19 protein-coding genes are annotated in these 19,057 nt (G+C 42.5%); 13 read left to right on the top strand and 6 right to left on the bottom strand.

The features are described from left to right. Positions 1-88 precede the first annotated feature (88 nt). Positions 89-718: a lysoplasmalogenase gene (locus tag M1F17_RS16955; protein WP_004258589.1), complete on the bottom strand. Its 630-nt coding sequence runs from the start codon at positions 716-718 to the stop codon at positions 89-91. Positions 719-839: 121 nt separating this feature from the next. Between M1F17_RS16955 and M1F17_RS16950 the strand changes: the two genes are divergently transcribed. Continuing rightward, positions 840-1,190, top strand: coding sequence for a DUF2500 family protein (locus M1F17_RS16950; protein ID WP_004258585.1), 351 nt, complete (start codon positions 840-842; stop codon positions 1,188-1,190). 6 nt (positions 1,191-1,196) lie between these two features. On the opposite strand, the gene M1F17_RS16945 is transcribed toward M1F17_RS16950, so the two are convergent. Then, positions 1,197-1,493: a DUF1145 family protein gene (locus tag M1F17_RS16945; RefSeq protein WP_004258582.1), complete on the bottom strand. Its 297-nt coding sequence runs from the start codon at positions 1,491-1,493 to the stop codon at positions 1,197-1,199. Between the two features lie 10 nt (positions 1,494-1,503). Then, positions 1,504-2,085, bottom strand: a complete 582-nt coding sequence (gene rsmD, locus M1F17_RS16940; protein ID WP_004258577.1) for a 16S rRNA (guanine(966)-N(2))-methyltransferase — start codon at positions 2,083-2,085, stop codon at positions 1,504-1,506. Positions 2,086-2,361: 276 nt separating this feature from the next. Between rsmD and ftsY the strand changes: the two genes are divergently transcribed. The 4 genes from ftsY (at position 2,362) to rpoH (ending at position 7,074) form a co-directional block, all read left to right on the top strand. Continuing rightward, complete coding sequence (ftsY, locus tag M1F17_RS16935; protein WP_206277521.1) at positions 2,362-4,296, top strand: signal recognition particle-docking protein FtsY; 1,935 nt, start codon at positions 2,362-2,364, stop codon at positions 4,294-4,296. A gap of 6 nt (positions 4,297-4,302) precedes the next feature. Next, on the top strand, positions 4,303-4,968 hold the full coding sequence (ftsE, locus tag M1F17_RS16930; RefSeq protein ID WP_004258545.1) for a cell division ATP-binding protein FtsE: 666 nt from the start codon (positions 4,303-4,305) through the stop codon (positions 4,966-4,968). Beyond that, positions 4,961-5,938 (top strand): permease-like cell division protein FtsX, encoded by a 978-nt coding sequence (gene ftsX, locus M1F17_RS16925; protein WP_004258540.1) that lies wholly within the window; start codon positions 4,961-4,963, stop codon positions 5,936-5,938. Before ftsE ends, ftsX begins: the two co-directional genes overlap by 8 nt. Before the next feature lie 257 nt (positions 5,939-6,195). Continuing rightward, positions 6,196-7,074, top strand: a complete 879-nt coding sequence (rpoH, locus tag M1F17_RS16920; protein WP_004258535.1) for an RNA polymerase sigma factor RpoH — start codon at positions 6,196-6,198, stop codon at positions 7,072-7,074. 109 nt (positions 7,075-7,183) lie between these two features. On the opposite strand, the gene M1F17_RS16915 is transcribed toward rpoH, so the two are convergent. Next, positions 7,184-7,570, bottom strand: coding sequence for a VOC family protein (locus tag M1F17_RS16915; protein ID WP_004258531.1), 387 nt, complete (start codon positions 7,568-7,570; stop codon positions 7,184-7,186). Continuing rightward, positions 7,557-7,970 carry an aspartate 1-decarboxylase autocleavage activator PanM gene (gene panM / locus M1F17_RS16910; RefSeq protein WP_004258529.1) on the bottom strand — a complete coding sequence of 138 codons (414 nt, stop codon included), beginning with the start codon at positions 7,968-7,970 and terminating at the stop codon, positions 7,557-7,559. Before panM ends, M1F17_RS16915 begins: the two co-directional genes overlap by 14 nt. 379 nt (positions 7,971-8,349) lie before the next feature. Between panM and M1F17_RS16905 the strand changes: the two genes are divergently transcribed. The 5 genes from M1F17_RS16905 to livF all read left to right on the top strand — a co-directional run bounded on the left by M1F17_RS16905 (position 8,350) and on the right by livF (position 13,233). Beyond that, complete coding sequence (locus M1F17_RS16905; protein WP_004908157.1) at positions 8,350-9,459, top strand: branched-chain amino acid ABC transporter substrate-binding protein; 1,110 nt, start codon at positions 8,350-8,352, stop codon at positions 9,457-9,459. A 102-nt stretch (positions 9,460-9,561) separates the two neighbouring features. After that, entirely contained in the window at positions 9,562-10,488 is a 927-nt protein-coding gene (gene livH / locus M1F17_RS16900; RefSeq protein ID WP_004258523.1) for a high-affinity branched-chain amino acid ABC transporter permease LivH, read from the top strand. Beyond that, a complete protein-coding gene (locus M1F17_RS16895; protein ID WP_094961471.1) occupies positions 10,485-11,756 on the top strand; it encodes a high-affinity branched-chain amino acid ABC transporter permease LivM in 1,272 nt (423 codons plus the stop codon). The genes livH and M1F17_RS16895 overlap by 4 nt, the downstream gene beginning before the upstream one ends. Further along, complete coding sequence (gene livG / locus M1F17_RS16890) at positions 11,753-12,532, top strand: high-affinity branched-chain amino acid ABC transporter ATP-binding protein LivG (RefSeq protein WP_004258513.1); 780 nt, start codon at positions 11,753-11,755, stop codon at positions 12,530-12,532. Before M1F17_RS16895 ends, livG begins: the two co-directional genes overlap by 4 nt. After that, a complete protein-coding gene (gene livF / locus M1F17_RS16885; RefSeq protein WP_318837079.1) occupies positions 12,532-13,233 on the top strand; it encodes a high-affinity branched-chain amino acid ABC transporter ATP-binding protein LivF in 702 nt (233 codons plus the stop codon). The genes livG and livF overlap by 1 nt, the downstream gene beginning before the upstream one ends. A gap of 198 nt (positions 13,234-13,431) precedes the next feature. Here the strand turns inward: livF and M1F17_RS16880 are convergent, their stop codons facing one another. Then, positions 13,432-14,322, bottom strand: coding sequence for a hypothetical protein (locus M1F17_RS16880; protein WP_144139719.1), 891 nt, complete (start codon positions 14,320-14,322; stop codon positions 13,432-13,434). A 497-nt stretch (positions 14,323-14,819) separates the two neighbouring features. Here M1F17_RS16880 and hutU point away from each other — a divergent pair, with 497 nt between their 5' ends. Genes hutU through M1F17_RS16865 form a run of 3 tightly spaced genes read left to right on the top strand, consistent with a single transcriptional unit; the run spans position 14,820 to position 18,865 of the window. Next, the gene (gene hutU / locus M1F17_RS16875) at positions 14,820-16,487 is read left to right on the top strand and encodes a urocanate hydratase (protein ID WP_110591200.1); all 1,668 of its coding nucleotides are present in this window, start codon (positions 14,820-14,822) and stop codon (positions 16,485-16,487) included. A gap of 57 nt (positions 16,488-16,544) precedes the next feature. Continuing rightward, positions 16,545-17,729, top strand: coding sequence for a CoA transferase (locus tag M1F17_RS16870; RefSeq protein WP_318837078.1), 1,185 nt, complete (start codon positions 16,545-16,547; stop codon positions 17,727-17,729). Beyond that, positions 17,726-18,865 carry an acyl-CoA dehydrogenase family protein gene (locus M1F17_RS16865; protein WP_318837077.1) on the top strand — a complete coding sequence of 380 codons (1,140 nt, stop codon included), beginning with the start codon at positions 17,726-17,728 and terminating at the stop codon, positions 18,863-18,865. The genes M1F17_RS16870 and M1F17_RS16865 overlap by 4 nt, the downstream gene beginning before the upstream one ends. Positions 18,866-19,057: the final 192 nt, after the last annotated feature.

Here is a 19,057-nt window from a genome sequence, read left to right as displayed (position 1 = left end):
CAGAGTCAAACAAAAATAGGGCGGCCAATTGATAAAATTCTCAAATAGCACTTTTTATCAATTGGCATGGTATGACTAAAAGGTGTGATTATAAGTAAATCGCTCGCACAATGAAAAACTGTCCAAGGAAGTATAGTGCTGCAACAACGGCTTTTGAGGCTTTAAAGGGAATACGGAATCGAGCAATTAGCCAAATACAGTTAGAAAGAAATAGCAGTGATGCGCCAATCATGATTGAGAAGTTGTATTCACGACCGAGACCAAAATATTGGTCACCAGCAACCCATGCCATAATCATGCACATTATTAATGATGCAAAAACAATAGCTTGTAGGCCTTCAAGCTTGCCCCAAATGAAAACTAAAGTAACGGCAGCGACAATCAGAGGTGCGGCAAGCCAAGGTAGATAGAGCCCGAAATTAAATTGCATTCCGAAGCTGATGGTATAAATCAAATAACTCAAGAACATCAACGCGACGGAAGCTAGTAAGTGCTCACTTGAAAGCATGCGAGAAAGATCTGCAACGAGAGAAACTAGCAGCCCCGCAAGAATAAGATAATTTTGCAGGTTAAGGTCGTCGGAGCTCCAACCCCAAAGTAATAAAAGTAGCAGTGTGATTGGGCGAAATAACCAACGTTGCCACCCGGGTCCTCGATAGGCGGCATCGACATATAACCAACCGGAAAAGAGTACAGCGAGGAATGGCCAACTAATCATATACACATCCTTATATGTTCAATGAATGACACGGCAGGGATCCGGTAACTTAGAAACGTGTCCTGTTTAGTTAAATAAGATAAACTATCATGACGGACTTTTTAAGCAAAATGCACACATTATGAATAAGCCAATATTACTGATTATCGTTTTAGCGATTATTGCGGTGCTCGCCACTAAGCGTTTTTTTGACCAACGCAAGCAAAATGAACTTAATGATAACGCTTTGCCTGTAAGCTACTTAGTAAAGGTTGATAGCAAAAAAGACTACCCTTATCCTAACATGCGTTCTCGAGAGCGGGATGTTGTTTCACCTGAAACTTTTCGCTATGAGATTCACTTTAAAACGCTATCAAGCGGCGAAATTATTAAAACTATTGTAACGGAAGAACAGTATCAAGGCGTTGAGCTTGGCCATGAAGGCAAGCTCATTATGCAAGGTACTCGGTTTATTCGTTTTGAGCCAGCGTAGAATAAGTTATTCACCTGATTGTTTTTTCTTTGCTTCTTCTAAATCGGCTTTATTTTTTTTCTGCATGGCTAGCATTTCGAATACGCCAAAAAAGAAAATGCGTAATTGAACTAAACCAGAGATTTTCTCTCCTTTTGGCAGAGTTGCTTTTAGGAAAATAGTTTGTAGTGCGTGCATGAAAATCATAAAAACCATTGCAATATCCATAAAATATTTCAATGGTTTAGGGAATGGGTGGACGAGATTAAAGACCATAAAGCCCCAAACGCAAATCATGAGCAGGCGTCCAATATTGATAAACATGTTTTTGTCCCTAAAGTGAAGTTCGAATAAAAAGGCGATATGCGACTTGCCCTGCTATTTTTTCGCGATGAAGTTGCCAATTAGCTGGGATGTCAGTAAGTGGTGACTCCGCTTCTGACTCAACGTATATCCAGCTTTCTTCAGCTAACCATTGGTTTTTTTCTAACAATTGAATGGTTTCATTGAGCAGCCCTTTGCGAAATGGTGGGTCAATGAAAACGACGTCAAAAGGTATACCTGCTTGGCTTAAAAAATTTAGGCTATTGTGATTCACTACGGTTGCGTTATCGGCTTGTAAGCGAGCTTTATTTTCAGCCAGTAATTGTGCGTTTTGTTTATCGAGCTCAATAAAGGTGACCGTTTCTGCAAAACGAGAAAGTGCTTCAAAGCCCAGAGAACCACTGCCTGCGAAGCAATCTAAGCAACGCGCATCCCGAATAATTGGCATCAACCAGTTAAATAATGTTTCTTTAATTCTGTCTGTGGTTGGGCGCAAGCCCTCACTATCACGAACTGGCAGCTTTCTTCCGCGCCATTTCCCACCGATAATACGAATTTGCCCTAAAGAGGGAGATTGTGGTTTTTTTGCCATAATGTTTATTGTTGCTTAACGGGTTTATGTACTTAAATTTGATTGTTACTATTGTATACCTGTCAGGCGATAAGTTGCAGTGTTGTTATCTCTGATTGGCTGTATTTCAATTATAGTGCTTCATTTTCACAGTTTTAACACGAAAATTCAGATTAAATTGGCAGGATTTTTCTTTCAGATATGTGTTGCTGAGCGATGAAATGGTAGACTGCATATAATTTTATTGCGATTTGATTATCGAGTGCCATATTTTTACCGCGAGGAGTGTAGTGGCAAATGGCTAAAGACAAGAAAAAAGGTTTTTTCTCATGGTTGGGGTTTGGGCGTAAAAATGAAGAAGAAACCCAGCAACAAGAAGCTCAACAGAATGATAATGATATAATCAAGGACGTTGAAAAACAATCAACCCATGAAGCTGCGGTAGATGCCGCAACAGCCGAAGTAGAACGCCAACATCAAGCAGAGCAAGCCGCGATTAAAGCCGCTGAAGACGAAGCTGAACGTCAGTATGAAGCACAGCAAGCTGAGATTGAGGCAGCAACAGAGCAAGCAGAACGTGAGCGAGAAGCGAAACTAGCAGAACTCCAAGCCGCCCAAGAGCAAGCAGAACAAGCGCGTCAGGAAGCCCAAGAGAAAAAACTAGCGGAAGAAAAAGCTGAGCGTGAGCGTCAAGAAGCTGAAGCAATGCGTATTGCTGAAGAAGAAATGGAACGTCAGCGTCAGCTTGAGCTAGCTGCGATTCAAGCGGCAGAGGAGGCCGAAGAGCAACGCCGTCAGGCGGAGTTAGCTGTCATTCAAGCAGCCGAAGAACACGCGGAACGTGAGCGCCAAGCAGCAGAAGTCGCACGTTTAGCCGAAGAACAAGCGGAACGTGAACGCCAAGCAGCAGAAGCGGCACGTTTAGCCGAAGAACAAGCAGAACGCGAACGCCAAGCAGCAGAAGCGGCACGCTTAGCCGAAGAACAGGCTGAACGCGAGCGCCAAGCAGCAGAAGCGGCACGCTTAGCCGAAGAACAGGCTGAACGCGAGCGCCAAGCAGCAGAAGCGGCACGTTTAGCGGAAGAACAAGCCGAACGCGAGCGCCAAGCAGCAGAAGCAGCACGTTTAGCGGAAGAACAAGCCGAACGCGAACGTCAAGCAGCCGAAGAAGCCCGTTTAGCCGAAGAACAAGCGGAACGTGAGCACCAAGCAGCAGAAGAAGCGAGAATTGCAGAGGAAGAAGCTGAAGCTGAGCGCTTACGTTTAGAAGAAGAAAAAAATAATTCACCAACAGAGCAAGAAAAACCTAAAAAAGAAGGTTTCTTTGCTAGGCTAAAGAAAGGGTTATTAAAAACTCGCCAGAATTTAGGTTCAGGTTTTTTTGGGCTGTTTTCAGGTAAAAAAATTGATGATGACTTATTTGAAGAGCTAGAAGAACAGCTATTGATTGCCGATGTCGGGGTTGATACCACTCGTAAAATCATTGATAACTTAACGGCACATGCAAGCCGTAAAGAACTCAAGGATGCAGAAGCGTTATATGGCAAATTGCGTGAGGAAATGTCTGATATTTTAGCGAAAGTGGATAAACCACTCGTGATTGAAGATAAAAAACCCTATGTTATTCTTATGGTTGGTGTTAATGGGGTCGGGAAAACGACTACAATTGGTAAATTAGCACGTCAATATCAGTCGGAAGGAAAAAGCGTCATGTTAGCCGCGGGGGACACTTTCCGTGCAGCAGCCGTTGAGCAACTTCAAGTATGGGGTGAGCGTAATAAGATCCCTGTGGTAGCCCAACATACTGGTGCAGACCCTGCATCTGTTATTTTTGATGCAATTCAATCAGCACAAGCGAAAGGGGTTGATGTTTTAATTGCAGATACCGCTGGACGTTTACAAAATAAATCGCACTTGATGGAAGAGTTGAAAAAAATTGTTCGGGTAATGAAAAAACTCGATGAAAATGCTCCCCATGAAATTATGTTAACGCTAGATGCAAGTACTGGACAAAATGCGGTAAGTCAGGCAAAACTTTTTGATGATGCGGTCGGTCTAACAGGTATCACATTGACTAAACTCGATGGCACAGCAAAAGGTGGCGTAATTTTCTCTATTGCCGACCAATTTGGTATTCCAATTCGTTATATTGGTATTGGTGAGGGTATTGAAGATTTACGTCCATTTAAAGCAGATGACTTTATCGAGGCTCTATTTGCCCGAGAGGAATAATTTTCGATGATTCGCTTTGAACACGTTAGTAAAGCTTATCGCGGTGGCCGCCAAGCACTCCAAGGGGTTGATTTTCATCTTCAACCTGGAGAAATGGCATTTCTAACAGGCCATTCAGGCGCAGGTAAAAGTACATTACTTAAACTGATTTGTGGTATTGAACGCCCAAGTGCGGGTCATATTTTATTCAATGGTCATGATATCAGCCGCTTGAAAAATCGAGAGATCCCGTTTCTGCGTCGGCAGATCGGGATGATTTTTCAGGATCACCACCTGCTTTTTGATCGAACGGTATATGACAATGTCGCAATGCCGCTAATCATTTCTGGTGCCAGTACCGAAGATATTCGTCGCCGAGTTTCTGCGGCATTAGATAAAGTCGGGTTATTGGACAAAGCTAAAAACTTTCCAATTCAGTTATCTGGTGGGGAGCAACAGCGTGTCGGTATTGCCCGAGCGGTAGTGAATAAGCCAACGATGTTATTAGCGGATGAACCAACAGGTAACCTTGATGGTGAATTGTCAGAAGGGATAATGCGTTTATTCGAAGAGTTCAACCGTGTAGGGGTGACCGTTTTAATGGCAACCCATGATATTGCATTGATTGAGCGCCGTAACTACCGTGTTCTTACATTAAGTGAAGGCCGTATGCTTGGAGGTCAACATGGCTAAGAATGTCCGAAAAAGTAAGCCGGAACGAGCCAAGCAATCGAAAAGTAAAGCATTAAAAGGCGGTTGGAAAGAGCAGTGGCGTTATTCGTGGTTGAATGCGCTCGCTGATATGCTTAGACAGCCTTTAGCCACCTTTTTGACTATCATGGTTATTGCCATTTCACTCACGTTACCGAGTCTTTGCTATATTGTGTGGAAAAATGTTTCGCAAGCTGCGGAGCAATGGTACCCAACACCACAACTCACTGTTTATTTGGATAAATCTCTTGATGAACAAGGTGGGCAAAATGTGGTAACGCAGTTGCAAGCGCTTGATGGGGTTGACCATGTGAATTATCTTTCACGTGACCAAGCCATGAGTGAGTTTCGCAGTTGGTCTGGTTTTAGTACTGCGCTCGACATGCTAGAGGAGAACCCACTGCCTGCGGTAGCTATAATTACGCCTAAAATTGATTTTGAAGGTTCTGATGTATTAACAACACTGCGTGATAGGGTTAGCCAAGTCGATGGCATTGAAGAAGTTCGCATGGATGATAGCTGGTTTGCACGGTTAGCCGCACTAACAGGTTTGGTGGGGAAAGTTGCTTCTGTCATTGGGATTTTAATGATTGTGTCACTGTTCCTTGTGATAGGAAATAGCGTACGGCTCAATATTTTTGCTCGCCGTGATACAATCAATGTGATGAAGTTAATTGGTGCTACCGATGGGTTTATCATGAGGCCATTTTTAAATGGTGGCCTTGTCTTGGGCGCATTAGGTGCCATTATTTCCTTGATTATGACCTTTCTACTTGTTTGGCAGTTAGCAGACGGTGTTGCAAAAGTAGCCAGTGTGTTTGGTACACAATTTCAGATTGAAGGGTTGTTATGGGAAGAGTCTTTATTGATTCTATTGTTATCGGCTATGGTTGGTTGGATAGCAGCATGGTTAGCAACACTTCAACATTTACGACACTTTACACCTGAGTAACGAGTTGTTTTCTCATCATTTTTATTAAAGAGTCATGATTTAATTATGTCATGACTCTTTGATTCCATTGCAAATTTGCGTTAAAAATGAACTTAGTCTGAATTGTTTTGTCCTACATTGACCTACTGTTAACAAATTTTGTATATAATTTATTTAACGCGGTTAAACTGGTAGACTAAAAGTGTTTGCCTCATGGTTAACCAATGCGGTTATCAATACAAACTAATCTGTTTTCTATTATTTTATTGAGGATCTGAATGACCAAAGACATGCAATCATTAGCTCTTGTTCCACAGGGGAGTATTGAAGCCTACGTTCGGGCGGCTAACTCTTACCCGATGCTTACCGCTGAGGAAGAAAAGGAACTTGCTGAACGGCTGCATTACCATGGTGATCTGGATGCTGCAAAGCAACTGATCTTATCGCATTTGCGCTTTGTTATTCATGTTGCTCGTAGTTATGCAGGGTATGGTTTACCGCAAGCTGATTTAATTCAGGAAGGTAATATCGGCCTGATGAAAGCGGTGCGTCGTTTCAATCCTGAAGTTGGCGTTCGCCTTGTTTCCTTTGCGGTTCACTGGATCAAAGCTGAAATTCATGAATACGTTTTACGTAACTGGCGTATTGTGAAAGTCGCGACGACAAAATCGCAGCGTAAGTTATTCTTTAATTTAAGAAAGAATAAAAAACGTCTTGGTTGGTTTAACCAGGACGAAGTCGATATGGTTGCCCAAGAGTTAGGGGTAAGTACTAAAGATGTGCGTGAAATGGAATCACGTATGGCTGCACAAGATATGGCATTTGATATGTCAGATGACGATGACAGCAGTGATTTTGGTGGTCCGGTAGCCCCAGTCTTATACTTACAAGACAAAGCATCAGACTTTGCTGGCTCAATTGAAGATGATAATTGGGAAAGCCATGCAACTGATCGCTTAGCAGATGCACTAGACTCTTTGGACGAGCGTAGTCAGGATATCATCCGAGCTCGTTGGTTAGACGATGACAACAAAACAACGTTGCAAGAACTTGCTGATAAATACGGCGTTTCTGCAGAACGCGTTCGTCAGCTTGAAAAGAACGCCATGAAGAAGTTACGTTTGGCGATGGAAGAAGACGAAGACAGCGAAATGTAATTTATTACTGGCTAATTCGTTGCTCACTAAAATTATCTGCATTTATTGCCTGTTAAGAGGTGGATAAATGCAGATAATCATTTCTACTTTTACATTTTTAATTGTTCAATTAATCACTGTATAACTCTAGCGGTAAGCCATCTGGATCTGTGAAAAATGTAAAACGCTTTTGCGTGTAGGGGTCAACCCGTATTGCTTCACAAGCCACACCTTGTTCAGTTAAATAAGCGACCCATTTATCTAAATCATCGACACCGAAGGCTAAATGACGTAGCCCTGTGGCTTCGGGGTAACTTAGTCTCGCTGGTGGATTAACAAAACTGAATAACTCAATTTGGTAATGCTCACCAAAAGCTAAGTCTGCTTTCCACGAATTATTTGCTGGACGGTAATGTTCTTCAAGTAAATTTAAGCCCAAAATACGGCAATAAAAATCCTTACTGACGTCAAAATTGGATGCGATAATAGCAACATGATGAATTTTATTTAACTTCATGCTGTTTTTCCCATATATCAGGTTGTGCGGTGGCATTGAAGCCATTTGCCGACAAGAAAAGCTGCATTGCTTCTTTTTCTTGCAGGGCAACCCCACTAATGTCAAATTTCCATAGTGTAATATCAGGGATTGTTTGGCAAATTTCTTCTAATAAATATGATCCTACACCTCGTCGGCGAGTGACCTCTCGCACACAAAAATCCCACAAAGTGGCAGTGCTATGATCCACAGTAATTTTTGCTGCGCCAAGAAGGCGGTCATTAAAGCGAGCTGCATAAAATTGCTCACCTGCTTTACACATTTTGGCTAGCTCAAAAGGGCTCTGGTCAGGCCAGATTTTATGTAAGTCCAGATATTGTTGCTCAGTAGGATTGACCAGCGGGATAATAGTGAGTCTCATGATATTTTGTTTGTTTCCCTGTAAGAGTTGCAGTCACTCATCCTGCCAGAGTGATCTACAACCGATTTTTTGATTTTAGAGAGAAAAATTTGGTGATACTGAATTTTCCGAATTTCACTCGGATTAATTTAAATTTAACCCGAATATAACACTAGTATTTACAAAAAACCTACTTTAACACATCAGTTTTTTATTCTGCTTCTAATGTAAAAACCTGCCATATCCATTTGCTATTTAGCATAATTATCTTGTTTAATGTTATGAAATATATAGCCTTATTCGCTGTATTTTGAAATATCAGGCATTGTACCTGTCAACCATAATAATCTACTATAAATCAAACACAAACACTCAGAACCATGAAGACGGGGACGATAAAATGAAGAATATGAATAAAGCATTATTAGCGGGCTGTATTGCGATGGCATTCAGTTCAGCAGGATGGGCAAAGGAAATTAAAATAGCGGTTGTTGGCGCGATGTCAGGGCCTGTGGCTCAATATGGTGATATGGAATTTACAGGTGCGCGCCAAGCGATTGCAGATATTAATGCTAAAGGTGGCATTAATGGAAACACATTAGTGGCAGTCGAATATGATGATGCTTGCGACCCAAAACAAGCGGTTGCGGTAGCAAACAAAGTCATTAACGATGGTATCCGCCATGTTATTGGGCATTTATGTTCCTCTTCAACACAGCCTGCATCCGATATTTATGAAGATGAAGGCGTCATTATGATCACCCCGGCAGCAACCAATGCGGATTTAACCACGCGTGGTTACCAGATGGTGTTGCGTACAACAGGTTTGGATTCAGACCAAGGACCAACAGCCGCTAAATTTATTATGGAAGATATCAAGCCAACCCGTATTGCTGTTGTTCACGACAAACAACAATATGGGGAAGGTTTAGCACGTTCTGTACGCGAAAGCCTCAATAAAGCCGGCGTTAAAGAAGTGATGTTTGAAGGGGTAACAGCGGGTGACAAAGACTTCTCTGCTTTAGTCGCAAAATTGAAAAAAGAGAATGTGGATTTTGTTTACTTTGGGGGATATTACCCAGAAATGGGGCAAATCTTACGCCAAGCTAAACAAGCTGGCTTGAATATTCGCTTTATGGGGCCTGAAGGCGTCGGTAACTCTTCATTATCGAATATTGCAGGTGATGCTTCGGAAGGCATGCTGGTAACTTTACCAAAACGCTATGACCAGGTCGCGACTAACCAACCGATTGTTGATGCCATCAAAGCGAAGAAAGAAGACCCAACAGGGCCATTTGTTTGGACAACTTATGCTGCTATCCAAGGTTTAACGACGGCAATGGAGCGTACTGGCAGCATCGAGCCTGAAGATTTAGTGAAAGACTTGAAAGCAAACCCGGTCGAAACGGTCATGGGAACATTAAGCTGGCAGCCAAACGGTGACCTGAAAGGGTTTGAGTTCGGTGTATTTGAGTGGCACAAAGATGGGACATCCACCTCTGTAAAATAGTACTCAGCAGTGTTCCAGCATAGTGAATAAGAACCGGAAGTGAGTAACTTGCTTCCGGCTTCTGCTCTCTATATAGGACAAGTAGTTCGAAAGGATAGTCTTATGTCAGATCAAATTCTCTATTTTATTCAGCAACTTCTGAATGGTTTAACCCTTGGCAGTACCTATGCATTGATAGCTATCGGCTATACGATGGTATATGGCATCATTGGGATGATTAACTTTGCCCACGGCGAAGTGTACATGATAGGTAGCTATGTCTCTTTTATTGTGATCGCAGGCTTAATGATGCTTGGGATCGATATCGGCTGGATCTTGGTTGCTGCGGCCTTCATTGCGGCAATCGTGGTCTCTAGCGCCTATGGTTGGAGTATTGAACGCGTTGCTTATCGGCCAGTTCGACATTCTAAGCGTTTGATTGCGTTGATCTCTGCGATCGGGATGTCTATTTTCCTACAAAACTACGTCAGCCTGTCACAAGGTTCGCGTGATTTAGCTCTACCCAGTTTGATCACAGGGCAATGGGTTCTAGGTGAAAGCGATGGTTTTGAAGCCACGGTGACTAAGATGCAATTGACCATCTGGGTGGTTACCGTGCTTGCGATGTTAGCTTTGACGCTATTTATTCGCTATTCAAAGATGGGAAGAGCCTGCCGAGCCTGTGCGGAAGATCTTAAAATGGCCAGCTTATTAGGTATTAATACCGATCGAGTTATTTCATTGACCTTCGTTATCGGTGCGGCAATGGCTGCTGTAGCTGGTGTACTGCTGGGGCAATTTTATGGTGTGATTAACCCATATATTGGCTTTATGGCAGGAATGAAAGCATTTACCGCGGCAGTGCTAGGGGGAATTGGGAGTATTCCGGGTGCTATGTTAGGCGGGTTAATCTTAGGCGTTGCAGAAGCAATGACCTCTGCATATTTAAGTACAGAATATAAAGATGTTGTATCATTTGGTTTATTGATAGGTGTGTTATTAATCATGCCAACCGGCATTCTGGGACGCCCGGAGGTCGAAAAAGTATGAGAAAAGAAAATTGGATTAATGCCGTTGTTGCTTCCTCGACTTTCTTCGTGCTGGCGCTGTTTATGATGGGCTTGCAACTTGCGCTCGATGGCACAAAACTGATCGTGACAGTTGGGGATTCTGTGCGTTGGAACTGGATCATTGCGGGAATTGTGGTGATCTTTGTTTATCAATTGGTTCGCCCAACGTTGAGTAAAGTTTGGCAAGGGGTTCCTAAGAAGGCGTGGGCTATTCCTGATTTTGATGGTTCGACAACCAAGCAAAAAATCCTTGCGGTTATAATTATTATTGCTGCCATTATTTGGCCATTTATTGTTTCTCGCGGAAGCGTGGATATTGCCACCCTAACATTAATTTATGTGATGCTAGGCTTAGGGCTAAATGTGGTTGTCGGGTTATCAGGATTACTGGTTCTTGGGTATGCCGGTTTTTATGCCATAGGTGCTTATACTTTTGGTTTATTAAATCATTATTATGGTTTTGGGTTCTGGGAAAGTTTACCGATTGCAGGTTTAACCGCTGCGTTAGCGGGCTTTTTACTAGGGTTCCCTGTGCTAAGGTTACGTGGTGACTATCTTGCCATAGTGACGCTTGGCTTTGGGGAGATTGTTCGTATTTTATTACTGAATAATACTGAAATCACGGGTGGGCCAAATGGGATCAGCCAATTACCGAAACCGACTTTTTTTGGCTTGGAATTCAGCCGTACCGCGAAAGAGGGTTGGGACACCTTCCATAACTTTTTCGGCTTAGATTACAGCCCAGGTGACCGAATTATCTTTCTGTATTTTGTCGCTTTACTATTAGTGGTTTTAACCTTATTTGTTATCAATCGGTTACTGCGTATGCCATTAGGTCGTGCGTGGGAAGCATTACGCGAAGATGAAATTGCCTGCCGGTCATTAGGGTTAAGTCCAACTCGAATAAAATTAACCGCATTTACTATCAGTGCAGCCTTTGCAGGGTTTGCAGGGACGTTATTTGCCGCACGGCAAGGTTTTATCAGTCCAGAGTCTTTTACCTTTGTGGAATCGGCATTTGTGTTAGCCATCGTCGTTTTAGGAGGAATGGGTTCACAAACCTCCGTTATTTTAGCCGCAATTATTTTAGTTGTATCACGGGAAATGATGCGTGACCTTAACCAATACAGCATGCTGCTATTAGGGGCGCTAATGGTGCTGATGATGATCTGGCGACCACAAGGCCTATTACCGATGAAACGCCGTCAAATGCAGGTGAAAAAAGTCCCAGAAGGGGAGGGCGTATGAGCCATATAACTACGCCTTTGTTACAAGTGAATGGCTTAACAATGCGTTTTGGTGGGTTACTTGCCGTCAATAATGTTGAGTTAACTATTAATCAAGGGGAAATCGTCTCACTGATTGGCCCAAATGGGGCGGGTAAAACCACCATTTTTAACTGTTTAACCGGTTTTTATAAGCCGACCAGTGGCACGATTTTATATCGAGAAAAACATCTTGAGGGACTGACCGGGCAGGCAATTGCACGCCTTGGTGTTATCCGAACATTTCAGCATGTGCGGTTGTTTAAAGAAATGACGGTGATTGAAAATTTACTTGTGGCGCAGCATCAACATTTAAAAAGTGGCATTTTTTCTGGGTTATTGAAAACCCCTGCATTTCGTCGAGCAGAGTCTGAAGCGCTTGATAATGCGGTAAAATGGCTTGAGCGTGTTGATTTACTCCCCTTTGCAAATCGCCAAGCGGGTAATTTAGCCTATGGTCAGCAGCGTCGGTTAGAAATTGCTCGCTGTATGGTCACTCGTCCTGAAATTTTAATGCTGGATGAACCTGCGGCAGGTCTTAACCCTAAAGAAACCAATGATTTGGATGACTTAATTGCTGAGTTGCGTACTCATCATAATGTTTCAATTCTATTAATTGAACATGATATGAAATTAGTCATGGGAATTTCAGATCGTATTTATGTCGTGAATCAAGGAACGCCATTGGCGAATGGCACACCGAGTGAGATTCGCCAACATCCAGATGTGATAAAAGCCTATTTGGGGGAAGCTTACTGATGCTAGAGTTTAAAAAAGTTTCTACCCATTATGGAAAAATTCAGGCACTGCATCAGATCAGCCTGAATATTCAAAAAGGCGAAATTGTTACGCTAATCGGAGCAAATGGCGCTGGGAAAACAACGTTGCTCAGTACCCTTTGTGGCGATCCGCGAGCATCGGAAGGCCAAGTCATTTACCGAGGCGTGGATATCACTCAATTGCCCACTTCGAAAATTATGCGTGAAGACATTGCTCTAGTACCAGAAGGGCGGCGTGTATTTTCTCGTATGACTGTGGAAGAAAACCTCGCAATGGGGGGGCTTTTTGCTGATCGCCAGCAGTACCAAGAACGTATTGAGCGGGTTTATAAGCTATTTCCAAGGCTGTATGAGCGCCGAAGTCAACGTTCAGGAACGATGTCAGGTGGTGAGCAACAAATGCTAGCGATAGGCCGTGCTTTAATGAGCCAGCCAGAGCTGTTGTTGCTTGATGAGCCATCCCTAGGCCTTGCTCCCATTATCATTATGCAAATTTTCGATACAATCCAACAACTACGTGAAGAAGGAATGACGATTTTCCTTGTCGAACAAAACGCCAACCAAGCGTTGAAGCTCGCAGACCGTGGTTATGTGTTGGAAAATGGGCATATTGTGTTAGAAGACAGCGGTAAAGCACTTTTAGCCAATGAGGCGGTTAGAAGCGCGTATCTCGGCGGCTAAAATTTTCGTCATACTTCGTGTTATGGCGTTGTTGGTTTCATTAGGTTAGTTGGGGCAGATACTTATGTATGTTCCCCAATTTTCGTCATACTTCATGCTGTGGTGTTGTTGGCTTCATTCAGCTATTTGGGGCGCATACTTGTGTATGCTCCCCGAGATATCCTCATTTTGCCGCCTAGCCACAACGTGAATTATTTATTAAATCATTAAATTGCTATTGGCTATGCTATCGAGTGATAGATGTGGTGGGTTCGTTTCAATTTTTATTTTTAGTGTTAACTTGTCCTGTTTTTCAGCAATTAACTTATCCTGTTCATCAAATGTAAAATGAGTCGTCGTTTCTGCTATAACCTCTGAATTATTAACTTTTTTTCCAGTTTTTGTATTGATTAAATTAAAGTAACCTTCAGATTTTACCTGATAGCTATTATTATCTAAAATATTAATCATGATTGATGATTTGCCATGATCTTGAAATAAAAATTCGGATTGGGTTTTACTTATCATTTCCGAGGCTTTAATAGTGCCTTCTGCCAAATGGGCTTGATTTGCAATATTACAAATATGGCATATATGTGAAGGCGGTAATTTTCCTAGGTATTTATTAATATCAATTATGGATTGTAGTTTAGTTGGATTATTATCTTTATTTTTAACAAAAATATTCATTCTTGGTATATCAAGGCCAATTTGATTTAAGGATGAATGTTTTTTTGTTGGTTGACTAGAGGGAATTAAATTATTGTTTACTTTTGTTAATGTCTCACTGTGATCTTTAATTTTTGAATTAAAAAAAGAATTTATATCTTTTTTGATTTTTAATTCAACTCGTTGATTATCTGTTGTTAAATTATTTAGTGAGGTATCACACCCTTTTCTATGTATGAAATTTTCAGGTAAGAAATAATGAGTTTCAGCAAACTGAATAGCCTCTTCTTCGGTATTAATAACTTTAGGTATAGAATTAAATTTTGAAGCAGGAAGTGATAACTGAGTTTTATTTATTTTTGTGATATCAAGGTTTCTCTTGCTGTTAGGGATAAAATAATTTCTTACCCGATTAAAAAAATTAGTAATGTTGATGCTCATAAAATTCTCCAATTTTAAACAGGAGGAAAAATAACCTGTTTTTAGAAGAAATAATTGCAAGAAGCGTGAATAGCTAATAAATAGCGCATCTACTTCTATACATCGTTACAATGTTCTGTGAAGCGACTCTCAATTTTGTTATTTGCTTGTTTCTATGCATAAAAACAAATGTATATACAACTTTCTCTCTAGAAACATACAGCTACTTGTTGTTGTATAACATCCCTCGTATTCCAACCTTCACACTTCCTACAAAATTTCAAATTTAAATGTATATACTTTGTGAAGTAAATGTATATATATTTACTTCATCGATAAACGCTCTCAATGAATAGATAGTATCGAGCAAGTTGATAGAAAAATAATCTGTTGATTTATAATCAATTAATTAGTTTGAAGACGCACGTGCATCGCCACTAACTGGGTATCTCGCAGATTATTATAAATAAAATTGTTAATTTAAAGTTAATTAAAAATGGATAATAGGGGATACAACCATGTTAAATCGTACTGACTCAACTCGAGTGATCCGCGCACCACGTGGCAGTGAGAAAAGCTGTAAAAGCTGGCTGACAGAAGCGGTATACCGCATGATCCAAAATAATTTAGACCCAGATGTTGCTGAGCACCCTCAAAGCTTGGTGGTCTATGGCGGTATCGGCCGTGCAGCACGTGATTGGGAATGTTATGACAAAATTTTAGATGTGCTGACCACATTGGAAGATGACCAAACATTACTCGTGCAATCAGGTAAACCTGTTGGTGTGTTCCCTACCCATCCAGATGCCCCACGCGTGTTGATCGCAAACTCAAATATTGTTCCTCACTGGGCGAATTGGGATCACTTTAATGAGTTAGATCGCAAAGGCCTAATGATGTATGGCCAAATGACGGCCGGCTCTTGGATCTATATTGGTTCTCAAGGGATCGTTCAAGGCACCTATGAAACCTTTGTTTCGCTTGCTAAACAGCACTTTAATGGCAACGCCGCAGGGCGCTGGATCTTAACCGGTGGCCTTGGAGGGATGGGAGGAGCACAGCCATTAGCAGCAACCATGGCAGGTTTTAGCATGATAGCGGTCGAGTGCGATGAAAGCCGTATCGATTTTCGTCTAAGAACCCGTTATGTAGACAAAAAAGCGACTTCTCTTGATGAAGCATTGCAATATATCGACGATGCCAAAGCCAATGGCCAACCCGTTTCTGTTGGGCTATTAGGTAATGCGGCTGATGTTTACAGTGAATTGGTGAAACGCAATATCACCCCTGATTCAGTGACCGACCAAACGAGTGCCCATGACCCAGTACATGGCTACTTACCACAGGGCTGGACACTCACCCAATGGCGTGAAAAACAACAAACTGCCCCTGCTGAAGTGACCAAAGCTGCGAAAAAAAGCATGGCAGTACAAGTAGATGCGATGCTAACGATGCAAAAACGTGGCTCAGCAGCTTTTGACTACGGCAACAATATTCGCCAAATGGCAAAAGATGAAGGAATTAGCAATGCCTTTGATTTCCCAGGTTTTGTTCCTGCTTATATTCGCCCGCTATTTTGTGAAGGTGTTGGACCATTCCGTTGGGTCGCGTTATCCGGTGACCCAGAAGATATCTATAAAACAGACCAAAAAGTAAAAGAATTATTACCAGATGACAAACACTTACATAATTGGCTCGATATGGCACGTGAACGTATCGCATTCCAAGGGCTCCCTGCACGTATTTGTTGGGTCGGTTTAAAAGACAGAGAAAGATTAGGGCGTGCTTTCAACGAAATGGTGAAAAGTGGTGAGTTAAAAGGCCCTATTGTCATCGGTCGTGATCACTTAGATTCAGGCTCTGTTGCGAGTCCACACCGTGAAACGGAATCCATGAAAGATGGCTCTGATGCCGTATCAGACTGGCCTTTATTGAACGCACTGTTAAATACCGCAGGTGGGGCAACATGGGTCAGTTTACATCATGGTGGTGGTGTTGGCATGGGCTTCTCACAGCATTCAGGCGTCGTCATTGTATGTGATGGAACGGACGCTGCTGATAAACGTTTAGCGCGCGTTTTACATAATGACCCTGCAACGGGCGTTATGCGCCATGCAGATGCAGGTTATGACATCGCCATTAACTGTGCGAAAGAGCAAGGCTTGAACTTGCCGATGGTGAAGTAATGTCCTTTGCCGGCTGCTTAATCGGTCGGCAACTTTCTGGAATATAAGGAATTCAGTATGAATGCTGCGTTAACTCAGAAAAGACAAGGGCCACTGGCGGGGATCAAAGTGATCGACTTAAGCCGTGTGTTAGCAGGTCCTTATTGCACCGGTATGATGGCCGATCTTGGTGCTGAAGTGATCAAAATTGAAGTGCCCAACCACGGTGATGACAGCCGCCATTTAGGGCCATTTATTGATGGTGAAAGTGTTTACTATGGTTTGATTAACCGAGGTAAACGCAGTATTGAATTAGACCTTAAAGCGGATGAAGACCGAGCGATTTTATTTCAATTAGTCAAAGAAAGTGATGTGGTGGTTGAAAACTTTCGCCCTGGTGTGACTCAACGACTTGGTATCGATTTTGAGAGCTTAAAACAGCACAACCCTAAATTAATTTACGCCAGTATTTCAGGGTTCGGGCAAAACAGCCCACTTGCCAGTTACCCGGCTTATGACATTGTGGCACAAGCGATGTCAGGCCTAATGAGTGTCACGGGTTTCCCAGAAACAGGGCCAACACGTAGCGGTGAGTCAATTGGCGATGTGTGTGCAGGGATGTTTGCGTCATGGGCGATAAGCAGTGCGCTATTTGCGAGAGAGCGTCATGACGAAGCAGCACAGTATATTGATGTGGCGATGGTAGATGTCTTATTGAGCATGCAGTTAACTGGGCTTTCAAACTTATTTGCAAATGATAAGGCCCCGAGCTTAGTGGGGAACCGCCACCCAGTATCCACGCCATTTGATACCTATCAAGCAAAAGACGGTTTAGTCGTTATCGCGATTGCGAGTGAAAAGCTATTTCAACGCTTTTGCGAATGTATGGAAAAACCGCAGTTATGCCACGACCCGCGCTACGGTGATGACCCAAGCAGAACGCAGTATCAAGCTGAACTTAGAAAAGAAATCGAAAGTTGGACACGCCAAAAAACGATTGAAGAGGTATGTGACATATTATTAAACGCGGGGGTTCCTGCTTCACCCATTCATAATTTGCACCAAGCCACACAAAGTGAACATGCCGAAGTGAGGAAAGTACTGACGTACCTGAATGATGGAGGAACACCATTGGTTTCTCAACCGGTTTTTTTTAATGGAAAGAAACCTCATTCGACCCGCCGTGCCCCGAAATTAGGTGAGGCAAACTTAGTTTATAAACCAGCGAAAACAACAATTAAAAATGCGGAGACGATGCAATGAGTTTTGATATTAATGAAACGGAACAAGCGGTTGTAGATGCGGTAGAAAAAGTTTGCCATGACATTTTACAGCCAAATGCACAAAGATACGATGAAACCGAAACCTTTTGTGCTGAAAGTTTACAAGCGTTAGGGGAAATGGGCTGTTGGGGAATTAATTTACCTGAACAGTATGGCGGTTTTGGTATTGGCAGTGTGGCGATGAGCCAGGTCGTGGAAGCGGTTGCAGCAGCTTGTGCATCGACGTCATCGGCTCTAACGGCGCATTTTTTGGCGACAGATTCAATTTTAATTGGTGGGACAGAAGAGCAAAAAAATCATTGGTTACCAAAAGCCGCTGCTGGGGAATTATTAGGTGCATTTGGTTTAACTGAGCCGGCTGCAGGTTCTAATCCTGCAGATATGCGAACCGTGGCAACTCGTGAAAATAGTGGCTGGCGTATTCGGGGTAATAAACACTATATTACTAACGCCAAAGAGGCTGACTTTATCGTGTTGTATGCGAAAACGGATGTAGAAGCGGGAGCCCGCGGGATCAGCGCATTTATGATCCCTAAAGGCACGGAAGGCGTGGCATTTTCTCAACCTGAAAAAACCATGGGATTAAGGGGTAGCACGATTTATGAATTAGCATTGAATTGTTGGCTACCTGAATCTGCATTACTGGGAGAGGAAAATAAAGGATTCCACACCGCCATGGAAGTTTTAGATAAAGGGCGTGTTGAAGTGGCTGCAACGTCACTCGGTATTGCTCGAGCCGCGATGGAAAGTGCTTTAGGCTGGGTAAAAGAACGCCAAATTGGTAAAAAACCCTTAGCTGCATACCAAGGAACTCAATGGCGTATTGCGGATATGCACACGCAATTGGAGGCGGCTCGTATGTTGACCTGGCAAGCTGCGGAATTACGTGATTCAGGGGAGCGTTTTAGTTTGCAATCCGCTACGGCGAAATTGTTTGCTGCTGAGTGTGCGGGTTTTGTAACGGATGCGGCTTTACAGCTTCATGGCGGCTACGGCTATATTCGTGACCTCCCTCTTGAACGTTATGTGCGTGACGCACGGATTTTACGGATTTTTGAAGGGACATCAGAAATACAAAAAATTATTATTTCACGTGCTGTTTTAGACGCCCACTAATTAATTTTAAGTATTAAATGAGTAAGCGGGACAGGCGTTTACTCGTTTATGGAGCACCACAGGAAGCACTACCTGACAACAGGATCATGGAATTAAAAACACAACAACAATCAGGTTTAAGAATGTATTTCAATTAGTTATTCAGGGTGAATAACAGATAAAACATCACCCAGCGTAATGCTTAATAACTGT

This window comes from Providencia sp. PROV073 (assembly GCF_033688125.1).
In the GTDB taxonomy this organism is placed as follows: domain Bacteria; phylum Pseudomonadota; class Gammaproteobacteria; order Enterobacterales; family Enterobacteriaceae; genus Providencia; species Providencia hangzhouensis.
This window is presented reverse-complemented; position numbering and strand designations above follow the sequence as displayed.

Coding starts and splice junctions, on each gene's coding strand:
- M1F17_RS16955 (WP_004258589.1), bottom strand. CDS start 718: ATGATTAGTTGGCCATTCCTCGCTGTACTCTTTTCCGGTTGGTTATAT.
- M1F17_RS16950 (WP_004258585.1), top strand. CDS start 840: ATGAATAAGCCAATATTACTGATTATCGTTTTAGCGATTATTGCGGTG.
- M1F17_RS16945 (WP_004258582.1), bottom strand. CDS start 1,493: ATGTTTATCAATATTGGACGCCTGCTCATGATTTGCGTTTGGGGCTTT.
- rsmD (WP_004258577.1), bottom strand. CDS start 2,085: ATGGCAAAAAAACCACAATCTCCCTCTTTAGGGCAAATTCGTATTATC.
- ftsY (WP_206277521.1), top strand. CDS start 2,362: ATGGCTAAAGACAAGAAAAAAGGTTTTTTCTCATGGTTGGGGTTTGGG.
- ftsE (WP_004258545.1), top strand. CDS start 4,303: ATGATTCGCTTTGAACACGTTAGTAAAGCTTATCGCGGTGGCCGCCAA.
- ftsX (WP_004258540.1), top strand. CDS start 4,961: ATGGCTAAGAATGTCCGAAAAAGTAAGCCGGAACGAGCCAAGCAATCG.
- rpoH (WP_004258535.1), top strand. CDS start 6,196: ATGACCAAAGACATGCAATCATTAGCTCTTGTTCCACAGGGGAGTATT.
- M1F17_RS16915 (WP_004258531.1), bottom strand. CDS start 7,570: ATGAAGTTAAATAAAATTCATCATGTTGCTATTATCGCATCCAATTTT.
- panM (WP_004258529.1), bottom strand. CDS start 7,970: ATGAGACTCACTATTATCCCGCTGGTCAATCCTACTGAGCAACAATAT.
- M1F17_RS16905 (WP_004908157.1), top strand. CDS start 8,350: ATGAAGAATATGAATAAAGCATTATTAGCGGGCTGTATTGCGATGGCA.
- livH (WP_004258523.1), top strand. CDS start 9,562: ATGTCAGATCAAATTCTCTATTTTATTCAGCAACTTCTGAATGGTTTA.
- M1F17_RS16895 (WP_094961471.1), top strand. CDS start 10,485: ATGAGAAAAGAAAATTGGATTAATGCCGTTGTTGCTTCCTCGACTTTC.
- livG (WP_004258513.1), top strand. CDS start 11,753: ATGAGCCATATAACTACGCCTTTGTTACAAGTGAATGGCTTAACAATG.
- livF (WP_318837079.1), top strand. CDS start 12,532: ATGCTAGAGTTTAAAAAAGTTTCTACCCATTATGGAAAAATTCAGGCA.
- M1F17_RS16880 (WP_144139719.1), bottom strand. CDS start 14,322: ATGAGCATCAACATTACTAATTTTTTTAATCGGGTAAGAAATTATTTT.
- hutU (WP_110591200.1), top strand. CDS start 14,820: ATGTTAAATCGTACTGACTCAACTCGAGTGATCCGCGCACCACGTGGC.
- M1F17_RS16870 (WP_318837078.1), top strand. CDS start 16,545: ATGAATGCTGCGTTAACTCAGAAAAGACAAGGGCCACTGGCGGGGATC.
- M1F17_RS16865 (WP_318837077.1), top strand. CDS start 17,726: ATGAGTTTTGATATTAATGAAACGGAACAAGCGGTTGTAGATGCGGTA.